22 protein-coding genes are annotated in these 18,089 nt (G+C 63.8%); 12 read left to right on the top strand and 10 right to left on the bottom strand.

What is annotated here, in order from left to right; all coding sequences use genetic code 11:
• The first annotated feature begins 2 nt into the window (after positions 1 to 2).
• The 7 genes from BUB09_RS11235 to BUB09_RS11205 all read left to right on the top strand — a co-directional run bounded on the left by BUB09_RS11235 (position 3) and on the right by BUB09_RS11205 (position 6,634).
• Positions 3 to 872: a prephenate dehydrogenase gene (locus BUB09_RS11235; RefSeq protein WP_072898022.1), complete on the top strand. Its 870-nt coding sequence runs from the start codon at positions 3 to 5 to the stop codon at positions 870 to 872.
• Positions 869 to 2,197, top strand: a complete 1,329-nt coding sequence (gene aroA, locus BUB09_RS11230; protein WP_072897736.1) for a 3-phosphoshikimate 1-carboxyvinyltransferase — start codon at positions 869 to 871, stop codon at positions 2,195 to 2,197. Before BUB09_RS11235 ends, aroA begins: the two co-directional genes overlap by 4 nt.
• Before the next feature lie 10 nt (positions 2,198 to 2,207).
• Positions 2,208 to 2,903, top strand: coding sequence for a (d)CMP kinase (gene cmk, locus BUB09_RS11225; RefSeq protein WP_072897734.1), 696 nt, complete (start codon positions 2,208 to 2,210; stop codon positions 2,901 to 2,903).
• Between the two features lie 117 nt (positions 2,904 to 3,020).
• Entirely contained in the window at positions 3,021 to 4,697 is a 1,677-nt protein-coding gene (rpsA, locus tag BUB09_RS11220) for a 30S ribosomal protein S1 (protein WP_072897732.1), read from the top strand.
• 110 nt (positions 4,698 to 4,807) lie between these two features.
• Positions 4,808 to 5,098: an integration host factor subunit beta gene (locus tag BUB09_RS11215; protein ID WP_072897730.1), complete on the top strand. Its 291-nt coding sequence runs from the start codon at positions 4,808 to 4,810 to the stop codon at positions 5,096 to 5,098.
• 71 nt (positions 5,099 to 5,169) lie between these two features.
• On the top strand, positions 5,170 to 5,463 hold the full coding sequence (locus BUB09_RS11210) for a LapA family protein (protein WP_072897719.1): 294 nt from the start codon (positions 5,170 to 5,172) through the stop codon (positions 5,461 to 5,463).
• Between the two features lie 118 nt (positions 5,464 to 5,581).
• Complete coding sequence (locus BUB09_RS11205; protein WP_175550181.1) at positions 5,582 to 6,634, top strand: tetratricopeptide repeat protein; 1,053 nt, start codon at positions 5,582 to 5,584, stop codon at positions 6,632 to 6,634.
• A 23-nt stretch (positions 6,635 to 6,657) separates the two neighbouring features.
• Here BUB09_RS11205 and mnmA read toward each other — a convergent pair whose 3' ends face one another.
• The 10 genes from mnmA to gspG are packed head-to-tail and all read right to left on the bottom strand — an operon-like array spanning position 6,658 to position 13,948.
• Positions 6,658 to 7,746 (bottom strand): tRNA 2-thiouridine(34) synthase MnmA, encoded by a 1,089-nt coding sequence (gene mnmA, locus BUB09_RS11200; RefSeq protein WP_072897715.1) that lies wholly within the window; start codon positions 7,744 to 7,746, stop codon positions 6,658 to 6,660.
• A gap of 7 nt (positions 7,747 to 7,753) precedes the next feature.
• Positions 7,754 to 8,224 carry an NUDIX hydrolase gene (locus tag BUB09_RS11195; RefSeq protein WP_072897714.1) on the bottom strand — a complete coding sequence of 157 codons (471 nt, stop codon included), beginning with the start codon at positions 8,222 to 8,224 and terminating at the stop codon, positions 7,754 to 7,756.
• Positions 8,224 to 9,024: a type II secretion system protein N gene (locus BUB09_RS11190; RefSeq protein ID WP_072897712.1), complete on the bottom strand. Its 801-nt coding sequence runs from the start codon at positions 9,022 to 9,024 to the stop codon at positions 8,224 to 8,226. The genes BUB09_RS11195 and BUB09_RS11190 overlap by 1 nt, the downstream gene beginning before the upstream one ends.
• Before the next feature lie 8 nt (positions 9,025 to 9,032).
• On the bottom strand, positions 9,033 to 9,554 hold the full coding sequence (locus tag BUB09_RS11185; protein ID WP_072897711.1) for a type II secretion system protein M: 522 nt from the start codon (positions 9,552 to 9,554) through the stop codon (positions 9,033 to 9,035).
• Positions 9,554 to 10,777, bottom strand: a complete 1,224-nt coding sequence (gspL, locus tag BUB09_RS11180) for a type II secretion system protein GspL (protein WP_072897709.1) — start codon at positions 10,775 to 10,777, stop codon at positions 9,554 to 9,556. Before gspL ends, BUB09_RS11185 begins: the two co-directional genes overlap by 1 nt.
• Before the next feature lie 19 nt (positions 10,778 to 10,796).
• Positions 10,797 to 11,765 (bottom strand): type II secretion system minor pseudopilin GspK, encoded by a 969-nt coding sequence (gene gspK, locus BUB09_RS11175; RefSeq protein ID WP_175550180.1) that lies wholly within the window; start codon positions 11,763 to 11,765, stop codon positions 10,797 to 10,799.
• A complete protein-coding gene (gspJ, locus tag BUB09_RS11170; RefSeq protein WP_072897707.1) occupies positions 11,746 to 12,504 on the bottom strand; it encodes a type II secretion system minor pseudopilin GspJ in 759 nt (252 codons plus the stop codon). Before gspJ ends, gspK begins: the two co-directional genes overlap by 20 nt.
• The gene (gene gspI, locus BUB09_RS11165; RefSeq protein WP_072897705.1) at positions 12,501 to 12,887 is read right to left on the bottom strand and encodes a type II secretion system minor pseudopilin GspI; all 387 of its coding nucleotides are present in this window, start codon (positions 12,885 to 12,887) and stop codon (positions 12,501 to 12,503) included. Before gspI ends, gspJ begins: the two co-directional genes overlap by 4 nt.
• A 2-nt stretch (positions 12,888 to 12,889) precedes the next feature.
• Positions 12,890 to 13,501, bottom strand: a complete 612-nt coding sequence (locus tag BUB09_RS11160) for a pilus assembly FimT family protein (protein WP_072897703.1) — start codon at positions 13,499 to 13,501, stop codon at positions 12,890 to 12,892.
• Positions 13,502 to 13,528: 27 nt separating this feature from the next.
• Positions 13,529 to 13,948: a type II secretion system major pseudopilin GspG gene (gene gspG, locus BUB09_RS11155; RefSeq protein WP_072897701.1), complete on the bottom strand. Its 420-nt coding sequence runs from the start codon at positions 13,946 to 13,948 to the stop codon at positions 13,529 to 13,531.
• A 152-nt stretch (positions 13,949 to 14,100) separates the two neighbouring features.
• On the opposite strand from gspG, the gene rrtA reads away from it, so the two are divergent.
• The 5 genes from rrtA to fabF all read left to right on the top strand — a co-directional run bounded on the left by rrtA (position 14,101) and on the right by fabF (position 18,076).
• Positions 14,101 to 14,694 carry a rhombosortase gene (gene rrtA / locus BUB09_RS11150; RefSeq protein ID WP_245793259.1) on the top strand — a complete coding sequence of 198 codons (594 nt, stop codon included), beginning with the start codon at positions 14,101 to 14,103 and terminating at the stop codon, positions 14,692 to 14,694.
• 70 nt (positions 14,695 to 14,764) lie between these two features.
• Positions 14,765 to 15,694: an ACP S-malonyltransferase gene (fabD, locus tag BUB09_RS11145; RefSeq protein ID WP_072897699.1), complete on the top strand. Its 930-nt coding sequence runs from the start codon at positions 14,765 to 14,767 to the stop codon at positions 15,692 to 15,694.
• A 21-nt stretch (positions 15,695 to 15,715) separates the two neighbouring features.
• The gene (gene fabG, locus BUB09_RS11140) at positions 15,716 to 16,453 is read left to right on the top strand and encodes a 3-oxoacyl-ACP reductase FabG (RefSeq protein ID WP_072897697.1); all 738 of its coding nucleotides are present in this window, start codon (positions 15,716 to 15,718) and stop codon (positions 16,451 to 16,453) included.
• A 96-nt stretch (positions 16,454 to 16,549) separates the two neighbouring features.
• Positions 16,550 to 16,795 (top strand): acyl carrier protein, encoded by a 246-nt coding sequence (acpP, locus tag BUB09_RS11135; RefSeq protein WP_072897695.1) that lies wholly within the window; start codon positions 16,550 to 16,552, stop codon positions 16,793 to 16,795.
• Positions 16,796 to 16,831: 36 nt separating this feature from the next.
• Complete coding sequence (fabF, locus tag BUB09_RS11130; protein ID WP_072897694.1) at positions 16,832 to 18,076, top strand: beta-ketoacyl-ACP synthase II; 1,245 nt, start codon at positions 16,832 to 16,834, stop codon at positions 18,074 to 18,076.
• Positions 18,077 to 18,089: the final 13 nt, after the last annotated feature.

The raw sequence follows: 18,089 nt of genomic DNA, 5'->3' as shown, positions 1-18,089 counted from the left end.
CGATGCTGGCTGCGCATCTGGCCGTCGTCGGCCTGGGTCTGATCGGCGGTTCGGTGGCGCGCGCCTTGCGCGCTGCCGGCGTCGTCGGCCGCATCAGCGGCTATGACCCGGACCCGCGTCAGCGCGAAGACGCACTGGCCGCTGGTGTCATCGACACGGCGCACTCAAGCGCAGCCGCCTGCGTGCGCGAAGCCGATCTGGTCATCGTTGCCGTGCCGGTGCTGCGGACCGTCGAAGCGCTGAGCGCGATCCGCGATGCACTGCGGCCGGGCACGATCGTCACTGACGTCGGTAGCACCAAGCAGTCGGTCGCGACCGATGTCGAGCAGGTTTTCGGCGAACTGCCGCCGTGGTTCGTGCTCGGCCATCCCATCGCGGGAACCGAGAAGAGCGGCGTGTCGAACTCGCTGGCCGACCTGTTCCGCAAACATCGCGTGATTCTCACGCCGCATCGGTGTCAGGACGCCGTTGCGCTGTCGACGGTGCGTCGGCTCTGGGAGGCCTGTGGTGCGCGGGTCGTCGAAATGGCGCCGGCGCAGCACGACCTGATCTTCGCCGCCACGTCGCACCTGCCTCACGTTCTCGCCTACAGTTTCGTCGACATGATCGGCAAGCTCGATGACAGCGCCGGGATCTTCCCGAACGCCGGTGGCGGGTTTCGCGACTTCACGCGGATCGCCAGCAGCTCGCCGCAAATGTGGCACGACATCGTGCGCGCCAATGCAGCGGCGGTCAGCGATCTGTTGACGCGACAGATCGCCGACCTACAAGCCTTGCAGGACATGATCACGTCCGGCCGCTGGGATGAAATGAAAGCCACTTTCGAGCGAGCGCGTGCTGCGCGCGAGCATTACCTGACGCAGATCGAATGAGCGCTGCTGCGACGGCATCGTCGTTCCTCGATCTGGCGACAATCCGGAGTGCCCGCGGCGATCTTTACCTGCCCGGCTCCAAAAGCGTGTCGATCCGCGCGCTGCTGCTCGCAGCGCTTGCTGATGGCGAGACGTGCTTAAGCGGGCTGCTCGACTCCGATGACGCGCGCGTGATGCGCGAGGCGCTTAAAGCCTGCGGCGTTCCGCTGCAGCAGCACGGCGATGAATGGCAGGTACGAGGCGCAGCGCGCTTTCCGATCCGCGAAGCCGACATCTTCGTTGGCAACTCCGGCCTGTCGGTGCGCACACTGGTGGCCGTGCTGGCGTTCATGGAGGGACGCTATCGGTTGTCCGGCGTGCCGCGGATGCATGAGCGCCCAATCGGCGACTTGGTCGACGCCTTGCGTCCGCTCGGCGCGCAGATCACCTATTCGCAGCAGGATGGTTTCCCGCCGTTGCTGATCGAGCCAGCGCAGGCGCGATCGACTCAGCCGGTTCGCGTACGCGGTGACGCCTCCAGCCAGTTCCTGACCGGCATCCTGCAGTCAGCGCCACTACTGGCGCGCGAGCACGATTTGATCGTCGACGTGGAAGGCGAACTGATCTCCAAGCCATACATCGACCTGAGCATCGCGCTGATGCAGCGCTTCGGCGTCACCGTTGAGCGCTCGCAAACGGAGTCGGGTACGCCGCGTTTCACCGTCGCGGCCGGCGCACGGTATCTGGCACCCGGCCGCTTCCACGTCGAGGGCGATGCCTCTTCGGCTTCCTATTTTCTTGCGCTCGGCGCGCTGGCCGGCGGACCGGTTCGCGTCCACGGCATGGGCAGCAGCTGCCTTCAAGGCGACGTGCGATTCATCGACGTGCTCAGCGCCATGGGTGCGGACGTGACACAAGGCGAGGACTGGACTGAAGTGCAGTCGGCCGGGCTGGCCGGCGGGTTTCGTCCCGCTGCATTCGACACCGACTTCAACCACATCCCGGACGCCGCCATGACGGCAGCCGTGATGGCGCTGTTTGCCGACGGCCCTTGCGTGTTGAAGAACATAGGAAGCTGGCGCGTCAAAGAAACCGACCGCATCGCCGCGATGGCGACCGAACTCGCCAAGCTCGGCGCCGCCGTTGAAGCGGGCCCGGATTTTCTGCGCATCACGCCGCCGGCGGTATTGAAGACCGCGGCGATCGACACCTATGACGACCACCGGATGGCGATGAGTTTTTCGCTGGCTGCTTGTGGCGTGCCCCTGCGAATCCATGATCCGGGCTGCGTGGCCAAAACGTTCCCGGACTATTTTTTGCGACTCGCGGCGTTGACCTCGGCTTGAGACGCCACCCATGAACAGCAGCAGTGCAGTCCCCGTCATCACCGTCGACGGTCCGTCCGGCGTCGGCAAGGGCACCGTGTCGCGTGGCCTGGCCGAAAAGCTCGGCTGGCATCGCCTCGACAGCGGCGCGTTGTACCGGATTCTCGCGCTGGCGGCCGTCGATGCCGGTGTTTCGCTGCGCGACACCGACGCCGTTGCAGCGCTGGCGCCCAAGCTCGATATCCGGTTTACCGGCGACCACGAGGACAACGAAGCGATCTGGGTCGACGGACGCAATCTTCGCGATCGGGTACGCGCCGAGGCCACGGGCGGGCTGGCGTCGCAGATCGCCGCGGCACCGGCCGTCCGCGCCGCACTGCTGCAGCGTCAGAAGGATTTCCGGGTCGCGCCCGGCTTGATCGGCGATGGACGCGATATGGGCACCGTCGTATTTCCCGACGCCGCCTTAAAGCTGTTCCTGACCGCGAGTGCCGAGGAGAGAGCGCGGCGGCGTTTGCGTCAGTTGAGCGCTGCCGGTCAAAGCGCTATATTGGAAGACCTCTCCACCGAAATAAGCACCCGCGATGAGCGGGACCGCACTCGCAGCGTGGCGCCATTGGTGCCTGCAAGTGACGCGATCCTGATCGACACGACGTTCCTGAGTCCCACTCAAGTGGCTGAACGTATTGACGATTTGTTAAAGGATCGGGGTTTCCTCCAAGCCTGAAAACTTGTTGGACTGTGCTGTTTTGCGTTGCTGGGGTCTGGGCCGTAAACGGATGCGGCCTTTGATATCCAACACGACTGCCGCCTCCGTCCCGGGCAGGATTATGCGAGTCAATGAATGATTGAGTCTTTTGCCGAACTATTTGAAGCCAGCCTGAAAGGTGGCCAGTCCATGCAGCCGGGCACCATCGTCAACGCGATCGTGCTGGAGCTGAAGCCCGACGTCGTCATCGTCGATGCGGGCCTGAAGTCCGAAGGTGTGATCCCGATCGCCGAGTTCATGGTCGACGGAGTCCTCAGCATCGCCGTCGGCGATCAGGTGGAAGTGGCGCTGGAAACCGTCGAAGACGGCTTTGGCGAAACCAAGTTCAGCAAGGAAAAGGCCGAGCGGATCAAGACCTGGGAGCGCCTGCAGAAGGCGTTCGACGGCAAGGAAACGGTCATCGGCATCATCACCGGCAAGGTCAAGGGCGGCTTCACCGTCGACATCGGCACGGTCCGCGCGTTCCTGCCGGGTTCGCTGGTCGACGTTCGCCCGGTCCGCGACACGTCCTACCTCGAAGGCAAGCCGCTCGAGTTCAAGGTCATCAAGCTCGACCGTCTGCGTAACAACGTCGTTGTCAGCCGCCGCGAAGTGCTCGAAGCCGAGTACAGCGCTGAGCGCGACAGCCTGCTTGCCAACCTCCAGGAAGGCATCGTCCTCAAGGGCGTGGTCAAGAACCTCGTCGAGTACGGCGCGTTCGTCGACCTGGGCGGCATCGACGGTCTGCTGCACATCACCGACATGACCTGGAAGCGCATCAAGGATCCGGCGGAAGTCGTTCAGGTCGGCCAGGAAATCGAAGTCAAGGTGCTGAAGTACGACCGCGAGCGTCGTCGCGTCAGCCTCGGCTTGAAGCAGCTGGGCGCCGATCCGTGGGTCGACATCGCCCGCCGCTACCCGGAAAAGACCCGCCTGTTCGGCAAGGTCACCAACATCACCGATTACGGCGCGTTCGTCGAAATCGAGCCGGGCGTCGAAGGCCTGGTCCACGTGTCCGAAATGGACTGGACCAACAAGAACATCAACCCGAACAAGGCCGTTACCATCGGTCAGGAAGTCGAGGTGATGATCCTGGATATCGACGGCGAACGCCGCCGTATCAGCCTGGGCATGAAGCAGTGCGTCCCGAATCCGTGGGAAGAGTTCAGCCAGAACTACCAGAAGGGCGACAAGGTCACCGGCCAGATCAAGTCGATCACCGACTTCGGTGTGTTCATCGGCCTCAATGGCGGCATCGACGGCCTGGTCCATCTGTCGGATCTGGACTGGAACGACGACGGCAGCAACGCCGTGCGCAAGTACCAGAAGGGCATGGAAGTCAACGCCGTTGTGCTGGCGATCGACTCGGCCCGTGAGCGCATCAGCCTCGGCGTCAAGCAGGTTGCTCAGGACCCGCTGACCCAGTTCATGGCAGAGAACGCCAAGGGCGCGATGGTCAAGGGCACGGTCAAGTCGGTCGAAACCCGCGGTGCGGTCATCGAACTGGCTGGCGGCGTCGAGGGCTACATCAAGGCCAACGACCTGTCGCGCGAGCGTGTTGAAGACGCCACCAAGGTCCTGAAGGAAGGCGACACGCTGGAAGCCCGCTTCATCGGTGTGGATCGCAAGAGCCGCATCGTGACGCTGTCGGTTCGCGAGAAGGAAATCCAGGAAGAAGCCGAGATCGTGCAGGAATACTCCCGCAACGCCTCCACCGGCAAGACGTCGCTGGGCGACCTGCTCAAGGATCAGCTGGGCGGCAACGACAACTAAGCTGCTCGCTCTATCTACCCAGAAGTATTGGGAAAAATCGAAGGGCCGCGCTTGCGCGGCCCTTCTTTTTTCTCTATCGTCAACGCTGCGGCCTCATTCCCTTACTGAATATGACGAAGTCGGAGCTGATCGAACGTCTGGCCGCGCGGCAGACCCACCTGATGCACAAGGATGTTGAGTTGGCGGTCAAGTTGATCTTGGACCGTGTCAGCATGGCCTTGGCGAAGCAGGACAGGGTGGAAATCCGCGGTTTTGGCAGTTTTGCATTGCACCATCGGCCGAGCCGGATTGGACGCAACCCGAAAACCGGCGAAGCGGTCACGATCCCGGCCAAACATGTGCCCCACTTCAAGCCGGGCAAAGAGATGCGTGAGCGCGTCAACGACAGCGCATCAGACTGAGTCTGTCGTTACCGAGCGCCTTGGCGGGCTGCCGCAGGTGTCGGCCCGTCCACTGAACAAGGAAGACCATCATGTACCGGATATTCGTCACCGTCGTCCTGGTGCTGGTGTTGTGCGCAGGCGCCACGATCGGCTACTTCAACGCTCAGCCGATTCGTTTTGATTACCTGGCCGGACAGATCGAGCTGCCATTGATCGCGCTGGTGCTGGCCGATTTCTTCATCGCGGTGCTGCTGACGCTACTGGTCTGCGGGGCCCGGATCCTGGCGCTGAAAGGCGAGGCCAGGCGCCTGCGCAAGCAACTGCGCGACGCCGAGACCGAACTGAAATCGCTGCGCAACATTCCGCTGAAAGATGTCGGATAGCGTCGCCGCCTGGTTGATCCTGCCGCTCGGGATCGCGCTCGGCTGGTATATCCGGGGTCGCCCGGGGCGTCCCGGCAGCCCCGGAGCTGCTGACGACGATCGCCCCACGGCGGAGGCCATGGCCGGAATGAGCCATCTGGTCGCCGATGATCCGGACCAGGCGCTGGCAGCGTTGCTGCGTGTCGGTGAGTTCGACAGCCAGGCCGTGGAACTGCACCTGACGCTCGGGGCGCTGTTTCGTAAGCGCGGCGAAGTGGACCGGGCGCTTCGCGTTCACGAGGCATTGGTCGAGCGGGCACCGCTGCGGCCCGACCAATTCGACCGCGCTCGCTATGAGCTGGCACTCGACTATCTGAAGGCCGGCATGATCGACCGGGCCGAAACCCTGTTCGAAGCCTTGAGCCAGCGCGGACTGCACGTGACCTCGGCGCTGGAATCATTGGTATCGATCCACGAGCAGAGTCACGAGTGGCGGCGCGCGATCGATGCCAGCCGGCGTCTGCAGGCGGTGGCTGCCCAGCCGCGCCAGGCGATCACGGCGCAGTATTACTGCGAGCTGGCCGACGAGGCGCGTCGCGCCAAGAATCTCGATGAGGCGCAACGCCTGGCGCTGCGCGCGCTCGACGAAGAAGCGGGTTGCGTTCGGGCCAATCTGCTGCTCGGTTCGGTGCTCGAAGCCAAAGGCGATCGCCTCGGTGCGATCAAGGCCTTGCGCCGCGTCCCGGAGCAGGATCTGCGGTACATCCCGGAAATCGTCGAACCCTTGCTCCGCTGCTCGGAAGCCGAGCATCAACTGCCGGAGTTCCTGGAGTTTCTAAGGGAGCTGGACGCGGAAGATACGGTCAGCGTCAGCGTACTGGCGCAGGCTCGGCTGCTGCGCGAAACCGGCAGCAATCCGGCGCGTTTCCTGGCCGAGTCCTTCGCTGCCAACCCGCGCTGGGCCTTGCTCGAGGAACTGCTCAAGGTCATTGAACCGCCGCAGGACGAAAGCATGGCGCTGGCCATGAACACGCTGCAGGAGGCGTTGCGGATCGCGGCGTCGGCGCGTACCCGCTATCGCTGCACCAGCTGTGGCTTGGCCCCCGGCCTTCTGTTCTGGCAGTGCCCGTCGTGCAAGCAGTGGGGCAGTGTCGTACCAGCGGATGATCGTCTGACGCCGGTCAAAACCTGATGCGCTGAGTTCGTCGCTGGCGCCTAACGTAGCGCCGCTTCAATCTCGCCGCCGCCGAGGCATTCCTCGCCGTCATACAGCACGCAGTATTGGCCGGGTGACACCGCGCGCTGAGCCTGCTCGAACACCACGTCAACCCGCCCGTCGTCATTGATCGTGGCCGTGCACCCTTGCAGCGTCTGGCGATGCCGGATCCGGGCGAGCAACCGCGGCGGTGTCACCGGGGGCCGGCGGATCCATGAAAACGGCACTGTCCGCAGCGCCATCCTCATCAGCAGCGGATGCTGCGGATCTTGGCTCACGTGCAGCTGCTTGCGCGCGCTGTCCTTGGCGACGACGAACCACGGCGCCTCACGAGCACCGCGCACACCGCCGATGTTCAGGCCTCGGCGTTGCCCGAGCGTGTAGTACATCAGGCCTTGATGCCGGCCTATCGTGCGCCCGTTATCGTCAACGATATCGCCCGGATCCGGCTTCAAGTACTGCTGCAGAAACCCGCGAAATTCGCGTTCGCCAATGAAGCAGATACCGGTGGAATCGCGTTTGCGATGGTTCGGCAGCCCCGCCTTGACGGCGATCTCGCGGACCTGCGGCTTGGTCAGGCCCCCGATTGGAAACAACACGCGCTCGAACTGCGCGCGGGCAACCAGCGCAAGAAAGTAGGTCTGGTCCTTGTCCTCGGTCACCGAGCGCAGCAGTCGCGGGCCATCCGGGGCCTGCTGCAATTGGGCATAGTGGCCGGTGGCAACGTAGTCGGCGCCCAAGCGCAGCGCATGCTCGCGAAACGGCTGGAACTTCACCTCGCGATTGCACAGCAAGTCGGGATTGGGTGTCTTGCCAGCGGCGTAGTCGGCCAAGAAGTGCTGGAACACGCGTTCGCGGTACTCGGCCGAAAAATCGACGCGATGCAACGGAATCTGCAGCTCTTCACAAACGGCGCGGGCGTCTTGGAAGTCGTCGGCGGCGGTGCAGTAGCCCTGCTCGTCGTCGGTCCAATTGACCATGAACAAGCCCGACACCCGGTAGCCTTGTTGCTTCAGCAGATAGGCCGATACGGCTGAATCGACGCCGCCGGACAAACCCACGACGACATGTGCACCGGCGCCACTCATCGGCAGATCAGCGCGATGGCGCCAGGTGCCGGATCAAGTCCAGCGGATAGCGGACACCTGCCTGAAAGTCGGTGATGCAGGTCTGCACCGACGGACTGCGCCAGCGTGGCTCGGCCTGAAGAATCTCGTCGGGCGTCATCCACAATGCGCGCTCGATGCCGGCGTCCAGCGGCCGGTCGGGATGGTGGCGCAGCGGCGTTGCGGCGAACGCGAAGCGGACAAACGGGTAGGGCAGGCTGGCGGGCTGCCATTCATAGACGCCCAACAGATGCGTCGGTTCGACGTCCCAGCCGGCTTCTTCCAGCGTTTCCCGCCGAGCCGCCTCGACCAGCGTTTCGCCGGGCTCCCAATGGCCCGCCGGCTGGTTGAGTACGCGCTGCTCATTGATCCGCTCTTCGATCAGCAGAAACCGACCGTCACGCTCGACGACGGTTGCCACGACGATGTGCGGCGACCAGTCGGCATGGGTGGCCGGCATTACGGCGAGGCTCCATCGGTCACAGCCGCTGCCGGTGCTGCGGGTGCTGCGAGCTGTCCGCTGCGACGAATGTGGTAATAGCCCTGGTTGTCGGGTGCGCCCAGGTTCGCCAGCATGTTGACCAGCGGGGGCGGTGCATCGGCCTTGGCCTTGATCTGCAAATGCAGTTCATAGCGCCGATCGGGCAGCAGGCGCGCGTCGCCGCTGGCGTCGAGCGGGCCGCGGTCGGCGCTGATCGTGGCCGTCAGCGCCTGATCCGTTGGCGCAACGACGGCCGAGAAATCGCCGAGCGGCATCGGGTCGCGGGCCAGCTTCCACTGCAGGCCCTTAAGGTCGACACGACCTTCGGCCGTGGTCGGCAGCCCTTGGGCCAGGCTCATCTGCTGTAGGTCCAGGCTCAGGGTGCCGTCGACCGGAACGAACAGCTTGAATGCGGCCAGCAAGGGCTTGATTGAGCCGCTCGCGGTCAGGTCATGAATATGCGTCTGGCCGCTGATGCTCTGTGCTACGCGTCCTGCGAGCAGCAGGCCATCGCCGCTGGCGGACAGGTCGAATGCAGCTCGACCGATCAGCAATTGCAGCGGCAGCATCGTCCAGCGCAGGTCACGCAGCGCCGTTTGATTGCCGACGATCACGCCTGCGGCGCCGCCTTGCTGCAGATTGCCTTCGAGCCCGATCAGATCGAACGCCGCACCGGACGCCGGCTTGAAGTAGCCGTAGATCACGCCCAACGGCGCACGCGTGATTGCCGTGTAGACAAAGACCAACACGCACGACAGAACCAGCCAACGAGTCTTCATGGCGACCTTCAGCTTGCGCGCGTCAGGGACAGCCGCGCATCGACCAGGCCGGCGCCGGGCTGGGCTTCGATGTCGAGCATCTGGACGGTGACGCCGTACTGCGTCTGCAGCAACGCGACCCAGCGCACCAGGCTGTCGAAAGGCACGTCGTCAAACCAGACGCGCACCTCGCGCTCGCCTTCGGGTTGCATGCGCTCGGGCGGCTTGGTCAGTACGCCGCCGCGCGTGGACTGATCGATGGCCGCCAGCAGCGACATGCCGCGACCCATCTGGCCCGCGCCTGACTTGGGTCCGGCGGCAGCAACCGCCGCCGCAGCCGACTCGAGTTGGGTGGCGATCGCCCGCGACGACGCGAGGGCCGCAATACGGCTGGCGTGCGCGTTGACGGCGGGTTCGATCAACCCGAGGTAGATCGATGTCAGCAGTACCGCGGCGCCACCGACGACCAGCAGCACCCGCTCGCGAGGCGCCAGTTGGCGGTAGCGACTGCGGGCATCGGCAATCGCGGATTGGAGGGCAGCATTGGCCATCAGGCAGGACTCAGCTTGAGGCGCACTTGCACGCCATCGTTGCCCGCATCGGCCGACTGCACTTCCAGTGCCGTGCCACGCTGGCTCGCAAACCATTCACGCAAACGTTCGACGACCTGCAGGTCCGTCGCCCGCAGCGCCAGATACAGAGCGCCGTCGCGGTACTGGACGTTCTGCATCTTCAACCCCTGGTTTGCGCCCAGTGCCTGAGCCCAGACTTCCAGTAGCGGAAATACGCCGCCGTTGCGGCTTGCGCCGCTGATGGCGCGCAGCTGCTGGTCGACTTGCGCACTGAGATCGACGATACGGGTCTGACTCGGAAACAGCTGCTGAAAGCGGCTGATGTTGGCAGCGTCTTGAGCGGCGATTTCGCGGGACAGCTGGGCGTTTTGAATCAGGTAAGCCACCGATGCCACCAAGAGGCAGGCCGCAGCGAGGGCGGCGGCCGGTCGCCACGGCAGCCAGTGCCGCTGCAGCGAAGGGCTTTGCGAATACGCGCCTTGCAGCAGATTGATGCTCAGTGCCGGTTGCAGATGGCGGCTGAAGGCATCAAGCGCGCTGGAGTAGCCGGGCCTGAGTTCAAGCGGCCAGTCGATACGGCTGAAGTCGAGATCGGCGCTGGCAAGAGTCAACAGGCGTAGCGGGCGGCTGCGCTCCGGGTCGGCCATCTGCAGGTACAAACTCAGATCATCCGGCGAACAGCTGAAACCGGAGTAGGCGCCGCTGCGCACGACCACTTGCTCGGCCTCGATCAGCGCGGTCCAGGCCCCTTCGTCGACTTCATGCGGCAGCGCCAGCGACTCCGGATAGACCGCGTCGGCTTTCAGGCCGCGCTCCAGCAGCGGTGCGAGCCAACGATCCATCTGGCGACGCGCAACGACGGCCACCGGATTGCTGCCATCGCTCTGCCGGGCGCCGATCGCAAAATGCAGCGTCTCGACGTCGTCGGCGAGCTGGTCTTCGAGCTGGTACGGAGCCGCTGCGAGCACCTTGGCCGGCTGACGCGCCGGCACGCTGACCGATGCCAACCGCACGTCGGCGGCCGGCACGATCAGCACGATGCGACGGCTGCCGGCGTGGTCCAGCGCCTGCGACAAAGGCGCGCGCTGGGCGTCGATCAGCGCCGTCCCTTCGGTCGGGGCGGCGCCGTAGTCCACGGGCGCTTCGGCGAGGTCGCCGGCGGATACGCCGGACGGAAGGCGGATGTAGAAGATCTCGCGCACGTGGATGTGGGGTCTGGGCTTATTCGCTGTCGGTAGTGCGGGACAGCACTAGAGGCACGCCCTGCGAAGGGCGGAAAATCAGCGCATATAGTGCCACACGAGAATTGCCGATAGCGGCCTCGGCACGCAGCTGGAAGAACCGGCTGCTGATGTCGTATCGAGCCGGATCGGCATCTTGAGCAACCAGTACTTGAGTGCTGGTCAGCTCGCTCTTGGTTTCCGCTGGTTTCTGCACGCGCTCGCGAATGAACTCCTCGAATGCCGCGCTTGGCTTGAGCGTCAGCGCCCTTAACAAAGGCTCGGGCGCCGTATTGACGTTGATCGTCGTATCGCTGAGTGGCAGTGCGCTGACGTAGGGCAGCAGCGCCTGATAGATCTCGCGGGTCATGCCCTTGACTGCCATCAACTCGGTGACGCTCATCATCAGTCGATTGGCTGCACGATGCGGTAATGCCGGCGCGCGGGCCGACAGGTACTCATTGTCTTCGGCGCCGTCGTAGGGCGTCGGATCCTGGTCGGTATCGATCCAGTCGCGTACGGCCTCCGAGATTGGGCGCGCCAACTGCGGCTCCAGCTTCAGTTGCTCGAACAGCCGCGTGAAGATGTCCTGCCATTGCTTGAACGTGGCCGGGTCCGCGACCGCGAAATTGTTCAGATTGAAGCGACCCTGAAGATCGACGATGCGGCCGCTCAAAAATCCTTGCTCGACGGGGAGAAAGTCCACCGGCTGCGCCCAGATGTCGTTCAGCGCGTCGTATTTGTTCTGGCGCGCATCGCGCGCCAGGATCGTCGTCACCCAAGACTCGACGCCAACGGCATACCACCAGGACTTCTCGGTTTCCTGCAAGGTCGCCGTACGCTGTATCGCCAGGCTGCCGGCACTGAGCACCGCGGTCGCAGCGATCACGGCCAGCGATACGATCAGCAACGCGGTAATCAGCGCGATGCCGCGTTGCCCGGCGGGCCGCTTATTCGCTGGGCTGTGCATCGGGCGCCGGTGCTGGGTCGGGATCGGAGGGCGGAGGCGATCCGGCGCCATTGCCGGTGTCACCCGTGCCGCCGGTTGGGGGCGCCACGGTGTTAAGGCCTTGTGGAACGGGGTTGGAACCCGGCTTGAACACGAAGCGCAACTCGCCGAGGTCCTTGGTCACCAGCGTCAACTCGACGGCCAGCGGCGGTTTCGGATCAGTCGCGTTGCCCGATGAGTTGCTCGCATTCTGCACCGGCCATTGTTCGACCCACTCGCGCGACTCATCCATATAGCGCAGCTTGAAGTCGTCGATGTTGTCGAGCAGCGGAATGCGGACCGGCTCGGAATCCTGGGCGCGGTCTAGCACCCGGTAGCTGGCGCGTTCGAGCTTATGGTCGGTGAGTCGGTAAGCGACGCGTTCGAAACTGCTGCGCGGCAGGTACAGCGGGTTGCGCCATCCACCTCGCGTGAACTCGACAACGTTGTCTCTCGATCCCAGCAGCGCTGGCTGCGTGTCGCCGAAATTGTCGCGGATCGGGCGAATCGCCAAGTTCTGGAAATCGGTGCGCATGCGCATGTAGGCGCGCTGCAGATCGGCGGTGCGCTGCATCGAGGCTTCGACGGCCACGCGCGTCTTCAGCACGCTGTTCAGACCGCCGTAGGCCATCGCCGACATGATTGCGAAAATCAGCACGACGATGATCACTTCCAGCAGCGTGAATCCACGCTGCCGCGTCGGTGTTCCAGTGGCGCTCATCGTTCGGCCACGAAGCTGGAAACCGATGCGATGACCGCGTCGTTCTGCGTGCTGTTTCCGGCTTTGGGTGCCAGCACTTCCAGGTCCACGCGGCGCAATTTGTCGTCCTGCGTGGTTTTGACTTCGACCTGCCAGCGCCAGGTCGCGCCCGCCATCTCGGTTTCGCCGTTGGATTTGCCGATGTCGGGCCAAGACTTCTGCAACTCGATCTCGGTCAGGCGGTTGTGGGCAACCCAGACGGCGATCGTCTTCTGCCGCAAGTAGCCGGCGTTGCTGGTGAAGCGCGCCATGCCGGTAATGACCGCGCCCAGCGCCAAGGCCAGGACCGCGACGGCGACGAGCACTTCGACCAGCGTAAAGCCGGTGGCGCGACGCGGCGACATCGTCAGCTGCGCTCCAGTTGCCGGTCGAGTTTGCAGCGCGTCAGTACGTCGCAGTCGAGACGATAGTAGCTCGGAAAACCTTTGAGCTTCAGGTCCAGCGTAAATGCGGTTGCATCTCCGCTCGACAGCAGAAAAACCTGCGGTTGCGGGCGATTTTTGGGCTTGCTGTCGAGTTCAAGACGCGCGTCGTCGTCGGCTTGATCGGCGTCCTGTTTGCGGTCTTCTTCGCGCTGTTCGCGTTCCTTCAAACGATCGACGGCGACCGGTGAGACTTTCTGGCCTTCGACCTGCAGTTCGACGTAGAACGGCTCGACGATGGCGCGTGGCCGCAGCATGCCTTCATCGACGCTCTGCCACAGACCGTTGTTGTCCATGGCCAGAAACTCGAATCCCTCGGTGGTCGTGCGGATGCCGATCTCGGTGCCTTGTATCTGCGCTTGTTCGGCCGCGAACTGCACCAGTTGCTGCATCCGGCGAGCTTCAACCTCAAGGCGGTCGTCGATCGCGCGGTTGCCGATTGACAGGCTTAGAAAGGTCGCCAAGATGCCGATCACGACCATGACGACCATGATCTCGATCAGCGTAAAGCCGTGGTCCCGCCTCTGATGCCGCATGCCGGTGACCGAGCCGTGGCCGCGCGCTTAGCCGTCCAGATTCCAGTTGCCGATGTCGGCGGCGGCACCTTCGCCACCCGGGCGGTTGTCCGAGCCCAGCGAGAAGATATCGATTTCGCTTTTCACACCGGGGGACAGGTACTGATACGGATTGCCCCAGGGATCATTCGGCATCTTGCTCAGGTAGCCGTCCTTCTTCCAGTTTTTGGCCAGCGGCTCACCGGTCGGGGGTGCGACCAACGCTTCGAGTCCCTGCTGCGTGCTCGGGTAGACGAAGTTGTCGAGCTTGTAGAGCTTGAGCGCCGATTCGAGTGCGCGAACGTCCTGCTTGGCCTTGACGATGCGGGCATCATCCGGCCTGTCCATAATGCGGGGCACGACGACGGCGGCAAGGATGCCGAGAATCACGACCACGACCATGATCTCGATTAGGGTGAAGCCGTGCATCCGGGTCGGGTGAGCGGAGCGCGCAAGGCGAGAGGCAGGGTTCAGGCGGGCTGCGCCTGAGCGCGTCCGGTCAATGATGCTCATAGAGTGTTTTGCCGTTGAGTCGCTGGAGTTAGCACAGGATGATAACAAAGGCTTCTGACAACGCCGCGATGCCGGCGTTCGCCGTGGCCGTCTGGCGGGCGCCGCTGTTGCTGATGGCCCTGTTGTTGCTGACCGAACTGGGCGGTGCGCCCGTCCGAGCGCTATTCGGCTTTGATCGGACGGCCATCGAAGCAGGGCAGTGGTGGCGGCTGCTGACCGCCAATTTTGTTCACTTGGGCTGGTACCACTGGTTTCTCAACGAACTGGGGCTCGTCGTTCTGGTGTTGTTGTGTCCCGAGCGAATCCGGGTACTGACGCTGCTGGCGCGGGTCGCCTTCATTGGTATCTTGATGTCGCTGTGCCTCTACGGATACACGCCGGGATTGTCCCGCTACGTTGGCATGTCGGGCGTCATCCACGGTCTGTTTGTGCTGGGCTTGTTGCCACAGGTTCGCCAGCGCGACCTGGTAAGTATGGGATGCCTCGCGTTTTTGATTGGCAAGCTGGTGTTCGAGCAGATCGCGGGCGCGCCGCTGTCTGATGAATCGGCGATCGGGGGACATGTCGTCACCGAATCCCACTTGTTTGGCGCTTTGGCCGCCGCGCTGTACGCCGCGCTTGACGCGGGCCGCGCGCGGATTGCGAGACGGCCGGCAAGCTGAGGGCATCGCCAGAATTACGGTAATCGCATTCGATATCGCGGCAACGACCGCTTTGGGAGAGCAAGACCAGATGAAGTATGCGTTGTTGTTTCCTGGCCAGGGTTCGCAGGCCGTCGGGATGCTGGGCAAGCATGCCGTCACCGAAATCGAGCCCACATTCCGCGAAGCCTCCGACGTGCTCGGTTGGGATGTGGCCAAACTGGTGGGCGAAGGCCCGGCCGAAGAACTCAACCGCACCGAGCGCACGCAGCCAGCGCTGCTGGCGGCCGGCATCGCGCTATGGCGCGTCTGGCGCAAGCAGGAGCCGCCATCTCCGACCGCGCTGGCTGGGCACAGTCTAGGTGAGTACACCGCGCTGGTGGCCGCGGGCAGCCTGCGTTTCGCCGACGCCTTGAAGTTGGTCGAACTGCGCGGCCAGTTGATGCAGGCCGCCGTTCCCGAAGGCACGGGCGGCATGGCCGCCGTGTTGGGGCTCGACGACGAACAGATCGAGGCCCTATGCGCGCGCTATCCGGGGGATGGCGTGCTTGAGCCGGTCAATTACAACTCGCCGGGGCAGGTCGTCGTCGCCGGTGATGCGGCCGCTCTGGACTGGCTGCAGGCCAACGGCAAGGCCAATGGCGCCAAATTGGTCAAGCGTCTGCCGGTCTCGGTGCCGTCGCACTGCTCGCTGATGCGCAACGCCGCCGATGCGCTGGCGGAGCGGCTTGATCAAACGTCCGTTCAACCGCCTGCCATTCCGGTCTTCCATAATCTGGATGCCAAGGCGCGCGTCGCGCCGGACGAGATTCGGCAAGCGCTGAAAGAACAACTCTACCGACCGGTCCGCTGGACCCAAACGATCCGCGCGCTGCATGCCGATGGCGTCGGCGCGTTTCTGGAATGCGGTCCCGGCTCGGTGCTGACGGGACTCAACAAGCGGATCGCCGACGGCCTGCAGTCGCTGGCCCTCGACGATGCCGCCAATCTGCAGCAGGCGCTGACGCTTGCCCGCAGCTGATACGACCAAGGGAAGTCAACAATGAAACTACAAGGCAGTATCGCGCTGGTCACCGGTGCCAGCCGGGGTATCGGTCGTGCCATCGCCGAGCGTCTGGCCGCCGACGGCGCCAAAGTGATCGGAACGGCGACCTCGCCATCGGGTGCCGAATCGATCGATCAGTGGCTGGCGCCGCTCGGTGGCGCGGCACGCGTGCTCGACGTTTGCGACAGCGCCGCATCGGCTGCTCTGGTGGCCGAGATCGAAAAGTCGTTTGGATCGATCGGTATCTTGGTCAACAACGCGGGCATCACGCGCGACATGCTCGCCGTGCGCATGAAGGACGAGGACTGGGACGCGGTCATCCAGACCAATCTGAGCGCCGTATTCAAGATGTCGAAGCTGGTGATGCGCGGAATGATGAAAGCGCGCAACGGCCGGATCATCAACATCGGCTCGGTCGTCGGTTCGATGGGAAACTTCGGTCAGGCCAATTACGCTGCCGCTAAAGCCGGCCTGGTCGGCATGAGCAAGAGCCTCGCCGCCGAGTTGGGCGCGCGCAACATCACCGTCAACGTCGTTGCGCCTGGCTTTATCGAGACCGACATGACGCGTGAACTGTCGGACGAAGTGAAGGCCAAGTTGTTCGAGCGCCTGCTGATTCAGCGCTTGGGCAGCGGACAAGAGGTCGCGGCGGCGGTCGCTTTTCTGGCGTCGCCGGATGCCGCTTACATCACCGGCCATACGCTTCACGTGAATGGCGGCATGTTCCTGTCGTAGAATGCGGGCACGTTTGGTAGCTAGCGTCGTACGGGTTCCCGTACACTAGGTGAGGTTTGTCTACTTGTTACTTCAGACCCCAGAGAGGGAGTGTTCATGAGCAGCTTGGAAGAAAAGGTCAAGAAAATCATCGCCGAACAGCTGTCGGTCGCGGAGGATCAGATCACGCCCGGCGCGTCGTTCGTCGAAGATCTGGGGGCCGATTCGCTCGACACCGTCGAACTTGTGATGGCGCTCGAAGAAGAATTCGAAATCGACATCCCTGACGAAGAAGCAGAAAAGATCGTCACGTTCCAGGACGTTCTCAACTACATCCGGTCGCACACCAACCAGCAGGCTTGATGCCTCGCTGACTCCTCCTCCTCACATAAAGATCGCATGAGCCGCAGACGCGTCGTCGTCACCGGCATGGGCATTGTGTCGCCCGTCGGTTCCAGTCTCGATACCGCATGGGCTGCCATTCTCGGCGGTCGCTCCGGCATCCGGCCCATCACCGCCTACGACACCTCGGCCTTCACCACCCGCTTTGCGGGCACGGTGTCGGACGATTTCGTCGCGACCGATTGGATGGGGCCCAAGGAGCTTCGCAAGACCGATCCGTTCATTCATTACGGTGTCGCGGCGTCGAAGCAGGCGATTCGCGATTCCGGACTGGAAGTAACCGACACCAATCGGGATCGCATCGGCGTTCTGGTCGGCTCCGGCATCGGCGGTATCGGCTTCATCGAGGAGGAGTGCCGGAAGCTGCACGAAAAGGGGCCGGGACGCGTCTCGCCGTTTTTTGTGCCGGCTTCGATCATCAACATGGTGGCGGGTTATGTGTCGATCGACCTCGGTCTGACCGGCCCGAGCTTCGCCACCGTGTCGGCTTGTACCACCGCCGCTCACTCTATCGGAGTGGGCATGCGGCTTATTCAGTGTGGCGACGCCGACGTGATCATCGCTGGCGGCGCCGAAGCGGGCTCGGCGCCGGCGGGCATGGCGGGTTTCTGCCAGGCGCGTGCGCTGTCGACCCGTAACGATGACCCGACGCGGGCCTCGCGGCCTTGGGACAAGGATCGCGACGGCTTCGTGCTCGGTGACGGTGCCGGTGTACTGGTGCTCGAAGAGTACGAGCACGCCAAGGCGCGCGGCGCTCGCATCCATGCCGAGCTGATCGGCTTTGGCATGTCGTCCGACGCGTCGCACATCACCTTGCCGCCCGACGACGGCAATGGTGCGCGGCGCGCCATGCAGAACGCGATGCGTGATGCGGGCATCAACCCGGAGCAGGTCGACTACGTGAATGCTCACGGCACGTCGACCCCGGCGGGCGACATGGCGGAAACCGTGGCGATGAAGGCGGCACTCGGCGATCACGTACGCAAGGTGGCCGTCAGCTCGACCAAGTCGATGACTGGCCACTTGCTCGGCGCTGCCGGCGGCATCGAAGCGGTGTTCAGTATCCTGGCAATTCGCGACAACATCCTGCCGCCGACGATCAATCTCGAAAATCCCAGCGAAGGCTGCGATCTGGACTATGTGCCGCACAAGGCGCGTGAGGCGCGTGTCGACACCGTCCTGTCCAACTCGTTTGGTTTTGGTGGCACCAACGGCACTCTCGCATTCGCGCGCCTGAAGTAGGCGCGCAAGGTCG

The organism is Hydrocarboniphaga daqingensis (genome assembly GCF_900129825.1).
Taxonomy (GTDB): Bacteria; Pseudomonadota; Gammaproteobacteria; order Nevskiales; family Nevskiaceae; genus Hydrocarboniphaga; species Hydrocarboniphaga daqingensis.
This window is presented reverse-complemented; position numbering and strand designations above follow the sequence as displayed.

What these genes read in the sequence shown, in the direction of transcription:
- BUB09_RS11235 (WP_072898022.1), top strand. Translation starts at nt 3, where the DNA reads ATGCTGGCTGCGCATCTGGCCGTCGTCGGCCTGGGTCTGATCGGCGGT.
- aroA (WP_072897736.1), top strand. Translation starts at nt 869, where the DNA reads ATGAGCGCTGCTGCGACGGCATCGTCGTTCCTCGATCTGGCGACAATC.
- cmk (WP_072897734.1), top strand. Translation starts at nt 2,208, where the DNA reads ATGAACAGCAGCAGTGCAGTCCCCGTCATCACCGTCGACGGTCCGTCC.
- rpsA (WP_072897732.1), top strand. Translation starts at nt 3,021, where the DNA reads ATGATTGAGTCTTTTGCCGAACTATTTGAAGCCAGCCTGAAAGGTGGC.
- BUB09_RS11215 (WP_072897730.1), top strand. Translation starts at nt 4,808, where the DNA reads ATGACGAAGTCGGAGCTGATCGAACGTCTGGCCGCGCGGCAGACCCAC.
- BUB09_RS11210 (WP_072897719.1), top strand. Translation starts at nt 5,170, where the DNA reads ATGTACCGGATATTCGTCACCGTCGTCCTGGTGCTGGTGTTGTGCGCA.
- BUB09_RS11205 (WP_175550181.1), top strand. Translation starts at nt 5,582, where the DNA reads ATGGCCGGAATGAGCCATCTGGTCGCCGATGATCCGGACCAGGCGCTG.
- mnmA (WP_072897715.1), bottom strand. Translation starts at nt 7,746, where the DNA reads ATGAGTGGCGCCGGTGCACATGTCGTCGTGGGTTTGTCCGGCGGCGTC.
- BUB09_RS11195 (WP_072897714.1), bottom strand. Translation starts at nt 8,224, where the DNA reads ATGCCGGCCACCCATGCCGACTGGTCGCCGCACATCGTCGTGGCAACC.
- BUB09_RS11190 (WP_072897712.1), bottom strand. Translation starts at nt 9,024, where the DNA reads ATGAAGACTCGTTGGCTGGTTCTGTCGTGCGTGTTGGTCTTTGTCTAC.
- BUB09_RS11185 (WP_072897711.1), bottom strand. Translation starts at nt 9,554, where the DNA reads ATGGCCAATGCTGCCCTCCAATCCGCGATTGCCGATGCCCGCAGTCGC.
- gspK (WP_175550180.1), bottom strand. Translation starts at nt 11,765, where the DNA reads ATGCACAGCCCAGCGAATAAGCGGCCCGCCGGGCAACGCGGCATCGCG.
- gspJ (WP_072897707.1), bottom strand. Translation starts at nt 12,504, where the DNA reads ATGAGCGCCACTGGAACACCGACGCGGCAGCGTGGATTCACGCTGCTG.
- gspI (WP_072897705.1), bottom strand. Translation starts at nt 12,887, where the DNA reads ATGTCGCCGCGTCGCGCCACCGGCTTTACGCTGGTCGAAGTGCTCGTC.
- BUB09_RS11160 (WP_072897703.1), bottom strand. Translation starts at nt 13,501, where the DNA reads ATGCGGCATCAGAGGCGGGACCACGGCTTTACGCTGATCGAGATCATG.
- gspG (WP_072897701.1), bottom strand. Translation starts at nt 13,948, where the DNA reads ATGCACGGCTTCACCCTAATCGAGATCATGGTCGTGGTCGTGATTCTC.
- rrtA (WP_245793259.1), top strand. Translation starts at nt 14,101, where the DNA reads ATGCCGGCGTTCGCCGTGGCCGTCTGGCGGGCGCCGCTGTTGCTGATG.
- fabD (WP_072897699.1), top strand. Translation starts at nt 14,765, where the DNA reads ATGAAGTATGCGTTGTTGTTTCCTGGCCAGGGTTCGCAGGCCGTCGGG.
- fabG (WP_072897697.1), top strand. Translation starts at nt 15,716, where the DNA reads ATGAAACTACAAGGCAGTATCGCGCTGGTCACCGGTGCCAGCCGGGGT.
- acpP (WP_072897695.1), top strand. Translation starts at nt 16,550, where the DNA reads ATGAGCAGCTTGGAAGAAAAGGTCAAGAAAATCATCGCCGAACAGCTG.
- fabF (WP_072897694.1), top strand. Translation starts at nt 16,832, where the DNA reads ATGAGCCGCAGACGCGTCGTCGTCACCGGCATGGGCATTGTGTCGCCC.